Here is a 5,590-nt window from a genome sequence, read left to right on the forward strand (position 1 = left end):
TATTCGACAGGAGAGGGTTTGAATACACAATAGGCGAATGTGCCAGAACGCATACGTGATTTTCTGAAAGAAATAGAATATGTCCAAGTTTCGCTCGCTCCGTGCGGTGGACTCGCCGCGGGCCTTCCACCCGCAAGTGTGCGCCATGCTGGGCGCACCAAAAAAAAAACCCGCTCCGTGGAGCGGGTGAAATCCAAAACTAGGGATGTCCTGAAAGAGACGGTTTCACTATAGAACGTCTGGTCGAACCATTCGGTGCGGTGCTTCACTTAGAACCGATCCTGGTAGGAAAGGAAAGCACAGGCTGTTTCACAGGATTTGTCGCAGCGCTGCGCCCACGCGTCTTGATGTCCGCATGCACGACCTGGGGTATCGGATCCTGCTACCAGCGCAAGAATGCATGGTCAGGAAGAGCGCCTTGGCGGAAACTCCCGCTTTGTCCCTGTCAACCATTCCTTGCTCCATGCCGCCATCACGCCGCCGTTTCCTCGCCCGGGCCCTGGCCGGGGCAGGCCTCCTGAGCCTGTCGCCGCCGCCCGCGCTTGCCGCTCCCACTCTGATACCCAATGTCAGCGGGCTGTACCCGGTGGAAGTCGCCCGCGTGCTCGCACCCACGTCAACCCGGCAAGTGGCGCAGGCCGTGCGCGACTGGCCGGGCAGGATCGCAGTCGGCGGCGCCCGCTACAGCATGGGCGGGCAGACCGCCATCCGCGGCGGACTGCACCTGGACATGCGCGGCATGAACCGGCTGATATGGCTCGACCCCAGGGCGAAACTGGCCCGGGTGCAGGCCGGCATGCGCTGGCGCGACCTGCAGGATGCGCTCGACCCGCTCGGGCTGGCCGTGCACACGATGCAAAGCTTCGCCAACTTCACGGTCGGCGGCGCGGTATCGGTGAATGCGCACGGCCGCTACCTCGGCAACGGCCCTGTGGTCAACTCGGTACGCGCCCTGCAGCTGGTACTGGCGGATGGGTCGGTGGTGGAAGCCACGCGCAGCCAGCATGCCGAGCTGTTTCACGCCGCCGCGGGCGGTTATGGCGCAATCGGCGTGATCACCGAGGTCGAGCTGGAACTGGCGTCCAACACCCGCATCGAGCGCAGCGTCGCGGAAATGACGCTGGACGCCTACCCAAGCCACTTCGAGCGCCTGTTGCAAGGGGGCGACTGCATCTTCCACAATGCCGACCTGCTGCCGCCGCACTTCGACACGCCGGTGTCCGTGTCCTGGCGCACCACCCGCAAACCGCTGACCGAGCGTGCGCGGCTGGTGCCCAGGGGCCAGTCGTATGCCCTGGAGCAGAATGCGCTGTTCGCAATGACCGAGCTGCCGCATGGCGAACGGCTGCGCAGTAAGCTGATCCATCCATTGCTGCTGGCGCGCCCGGCCGTCAAGTGGCGCAACCACGAAGCCAGCCTCGACGCCGCGGCGCTGGAACCGCGCACGCGCCGCTGGTCGACCTATGTGCTGCAGGAGTACTTCATTCCCGTTCGCCACTTCGCCGACTATGCGCGCGCCATGGCGCAGGTGATCCACAGCCATGGCGCCCAGGTGCTGAACGTCTCGGTGCGCCATTCGCCGGCCGACCAGCTGTCCCTGTTGCCCTGGGCCAGGGAAGAGGTGTTTTCCTTCGTCGTGTACTACAAGCAGCGCACCCATGCGACGGCCCGGCGCGCGGCCGGCGACTGGACCCGCGCGATGATCGATACCGCACTGGCCTTTGGCGGACGCTATTACCTGCCCTACCAGCTGCATGCCACGCGCGCCCAGTTCGAACAAGCCTATCCGGAAGTAGCGGCGCTGCGCAGCCTCAAGCGCCGGGTGGATCCGGCGGGACGCTTTGCCAATGCCTTGTGGGCAGCCTACCTGTGAGGCGGACCCAAGCAAAAAAAAACCCGCTTCGGTTGGAAGCGGGTGAAGTCCAAAACTAGGGATGTCCTGAAAGAGACGGTTCCACTATAGGGTTCGTTACAGTACGGCTCTGTGCGCCAACTCACACAAATGCCGAAACTATCAAATTAGCCTGATTTGCGCATGAAAAATGCCGCCGTGGCGGAAGCCAGGGCGGCATTGCAAAAGTGGAACAGTTCAGACGACAGCGCCGTCGTGCTCGTCCTTTTCCTTGACCGGCTTGATCAGGTCTTCGCGCTTCACGCCCAGCCACATGGCCAGGGCCGCGGCCACGAACACCGACGAGTAGATGCCGAAGAGAATGCCGATGGTCAGCGCCATGGCGAAGTAGTGCAGTGCATGGCCGCCGAACAATAGCATCGACAACACCATGATCTGGGTCGAACCGTGGGTGATGATGGTACGCGAAATGGTGGAAGTGATCGCGTGGTCGATCACTTCCGGCACCGTCATCTTGCGCTGCTTGCGGAACATTTCGCGAATACGGTCGAAGATGACGACCGATTCGTTGACCGAGTAGCCCAGCACCGCCAGGATCGCCGCCAGCACCGTCAGCGAGAATTCCCACTCGAAGAAGGCGAAGAAGCCGAGGATGATGACCACGTCGTGCAGGTTGGCGATGATGGCCGAGACGGCGAACTTCCACTCGAAGCGGACCGACAGGTAGATGATCACGCCGATCACCACCATGATCAGGGCGTTCAGGCCGTTCTGCGCCAGTTCGTCGCCGACCGCGGGGCCGACAAATTCGACGCGCTGCAGGCTGACCAGTTCCTTGTTGTCCGCGGTCACGCAAGCGGTACGGCTGACCGTTTCCCCCTTGTCGGTCGTGACCTGGGCGACGGTCGGCTTGCCCTGCTCCGAGGAGCAGACGGCATTGAATACGCGGCTCGAGGTGCCGGCCTGGTCCTGGCCTTCGACGATCGGCAGGCGCAGCAGGACGCTCTGGGCGGTGCCGAAACCAGTCACCTCCGGTGCCTCATAGCCGATGCCGCGCAGCGTGTTGCGGATCTTCTCCTGGTCCGCGGCATGCGGATAATGCAGTTCCATCACCGTGCCGCCGGTGAATTCCACCGACCAGTGCAGGCCCTTGGTCACCAGGAAGAACACGGCGGCCACGAAGGTCAGCACCGAGATCACATTGAGGATCACGGCGTGGCGCATGAACGGGATGTCCCGTTTGATCTTGAAAAATTCCATGATTTAGTCCTGCGCTCCCTGAGTCGCGTTTTGATTGCTAGGCGTGAAGCCTTCTTTCCAGACCGTGCCGATCGAGATGTGCGTCAGTTTCTTCTTGCGGCCGTACCAGAGGTTGATCAGGCCACGCGACAGGAACACGGCCGAGAACATCGAGGTCAGGATGCCCAGGCAGTGCACCACGGCGAAGCCGCGCACCGGACCGGAGCCGAAGATCAGCAGCGCCAGGCCGACGATCAGGGCGGTGGCGTTGGAGTCGAAAATCGTGTCCCAGGCGTGCTTGTAGCCGGCATTGATCGCCACCTGCGGCGTGGCGCCCGCGCGCAGCTCCTCGCGGATGCGCTCGTTGACCAGCACGTTGGAGTCGATCGCCATGCCGAGGGTCAGCGCGATCGCGGCGATACCCGGCAAGGTCAATGTCACCTGCAGCATCGACAGCAGGGCCAGCAGGAACAGCACGTTGGCCGCCAGCGCGATCGCGCTGACCGCGCCCACCAGGTGGTAATAGACGATCATGAAGACGGCGATCGCCACGAAGCCCCACAGGGTCGAATTCAGGCCGCGCTCGATGTTCTCGGCGCCCAGCTGCGGGCCGATCACGCGTTCCTCGATGAACTCCATCGGCGCCGACAGTGCGCCCGAGCGCAGCAGCAGCGCCAGTTCGTTGGCATCCTCGATGCTGCCGATGCCGGTGATCTGGAAGGTCGAACCGAGTTCCTGGTTGATGGTCGGCGCGGTCGGCACCGAGTAGACGCCCTTTTCCTTCAGCAGGACCGCCAGGCGCTTGCCGACGTTTTCACGGGTAGCCATGCGCATGCGGCGGCCGCCGTCGCCGTTCAGGTCGATCGAAACGGCCGGCTGCTGGTTGGAATCGAAGCTGGCGACGGCGCTCGAGATGTACTCGCCGGTCAGGATGATGTCTTTCGACACCACGACCGGGGCGCCGCGGCCTTCGGTGAACAGTTCCGAGTTCAGCGGGATGGCGGCGGTCGTTTCGGTGCCCGGGGTGACGGTCGAGTCGACCATGCGCAGTTCCAGGGTGGCGGTGCGGCCGATGATGTCCTTGGCGCGCGCCACGTCCTGCACGCCCGGCAGCTGGACGATGATGCGGTCGGCGCCCTGCTGCTGGATCAGCGGCTCGGTGGTGCCCAGTTCGTTGATACGCTTGGACAGGGTGGCGATGTTCTGCTTCACGCCCTCTTCCACGGTGCGGCGTACCGCTTCCGGCTTGAGGCTGACAACCAGTTTGAGCTCGGTGCCGTCGGCGGCATCGGCGAACAGCAGGTCCTGCGACTGCTTGCCCAGCGTGGAACGGGCGCTGGCGCGGGTAGCGTCGTCGCGGAAGCGCACTTCGATGGTGTTGCCGACGCGTTCGATGCCGGCGTGGCGTACATTCGCATCGCGCAGCTGGCTGCGCACGCTGGCCTGCAGGCCCTTGACCTTGGACTCGAGCACGGCCTTGCTGTCGATCTGCAGCAGGAAGTGCACGCCGCCGCGCAGGTCCAGGCCCAGGTTCATCGGCTTGGCGCCGATCGATTCCATCCAGGCCGGGGTATTCTTCGCCAGGTTGACGGTGACGATGTAGTCGGGGTTGTTATGGTCGCGGTTCAGGTCGCGCTCGAGCGCGAGCTTGGCCTTGAACTGGGCATCGGTGGTGGCGAAGCGCGCGCGTACCGCGGTGCTGTTGCCGGTGCCTTCCAGGGCGATGGCCGTGGCCGGAACACCGTTGCGCTTGAGGGCATCTTCGACCAGGCCCACGGTGGCGCTGGTGATATTGACCGTGGTCTTACCGGTGGTGATCTGCAGCGCCGGCGATTCGCCGAAGTAGTTCGGCGCCGTGAACAGCGCACCCAGCAGGAGCGCGACGGCGATCAATAGATATTTCCAGACGGGATAGCGATTCATAGTGTTCCAGCATTGAATGTTGGGCACGCGGCGGCACCCGGCCGCCGCATTGTGCTACCGGGATTACAGGCCCTTCAGGGTGCCTTTCGGCAGCAGCGTGGTCACGGCGTTCTTCTGGACCAAGAGTTCGGTGCCGGCCGAGACCTCGATCGTCACATAGGTGTCGGCCACCTTCACCACGCGGCCAAGGATGCCGCCGGCGGTCGCCACTTCGTCGCCCTTGGCCAACGCATCCATCATCGCCTTCAGCTCGCGCTGGCGCTTCTGCTGAGGACGGATCATGAGGAAGTACATGACCACGAACATCAGGATCAACGGCAGGAATGTGGTCAGGCTACCCATCAGGCCAGGATCGGCTGCGGTCGTGGTTTGCGCGTACGCGTTGGAAATGAACACAAGAACTCCGATTGTGAGGATTAAAAAATAAGCGGTGTATTCTAGCACCGGGCATGGAGCCAGGGACAATGTGGAGGTATGTAGGCTTGCAATTCCCAATTGCAAGATGTTGCAGGAAATTTAATGCGCTGGGATGTGGCTGCCCTGCGATCGTCAAGGCAGGCGTTGCCAGAACCGCCG

The 5,590-nt window shown here is 63.1% G+C and carries 4 protein-coding genes; 1 reads left to right on the forward strand and 3 read right to left on the reverse strand.

The window, feature by feature from the left end:
- Window positions 1-463: 463 nt before the first annotated feature.
- On the forward strand, window positions 464-1,873 hold the full coding sequence (locus LCI23_RS19090; protein ID WP_224948039.1) for an FAD-binding oxidoreductase: 1,410 nt from the start codon (window positions 464-466) through the stop codon (window positions 1,871-1,873).
- A 216-nt stretch (window positions 1,874-2,089) separates the two neighbouring features.
- On the opposite strand, the gene secF is transcribed toward LCI23_RS19090, so the two are convergent.
- The 3 genes from secF to yajC form a co-directional block, all read right to left on the reverse strand.
- Window positions 2,090-3,112 carry a protein translocase subunit SecF gene (gene secF / locus LCI23_RS19095; RefSeq protein ID WP_224948040.1) on the reverse strand — a complete coding sequence of 341 codons (1,023 nt, stop codon included), beginning with the start codon at window positions 3,110-3,112 and terminating at the stop codon, window positions 2,090-2,092.
- Between the two features lie 3 nt (window positions 3,113-3,115).
- Window positions 3,116-5,014, reverse strand: a complete 1,899-nt coding sequence (secD, locus tag LCI23_RS19100; protein ID WP_224948041.1) for a protein translocase subunit SecD — start codon at window positions 5,012-5,014, stop codon at window positions 3,116-3,118.
- Between the two features lie 63 nt (window positions 5,015-5,077).
- Complete coding sequence (gene yajC, locus LCI23_RS19105) at window positions 5,078-5,410, reverse strand: preprotein translocase subunit YajC (protein WP_224948042.1); 333 nt, start codon at window positions 5,408-5,410, stop codon at window positions 5,078-5,080.
- Window positions 5,411-5,590: the final 180 nt, after the last annotated feature.

The sequence above is a fragment of the Massilia sp. MS-15 genome (genome assembly GCF_020176695.1).
Taxonomy (GTDB): domain Bacteria; phylum Pseudomonadota; class Gammaproteobacteria; order Burkholderiales; family Burkholderiaceae_D; genus Telluria; species Telluria hydrophila.

Excerpts from the sequence above, each read along its gene's own strand:
- LCI23_RS19090 (WP_224948039.1), top strand. The coding sequence starts at position 464 with ATGCCGCCATCACGCCGCCGTTTCCTCGCCCGGGCCCTGGCCGGGGCA.
- secF (WP_224948040.1), bottom strand. The coding sequence starts at position 3,112 with ATGGAATTTTTCAAGATCAAACGGGACATCCCGTTCATGCGCCACGCC.
- secD (WP_224948041.1), bottom strand. The coding sequence starts at position 5,014 with ATGAATCGCTATCCCGTCTGGAAATATCTATTGATCGCCGTCGCGCTC.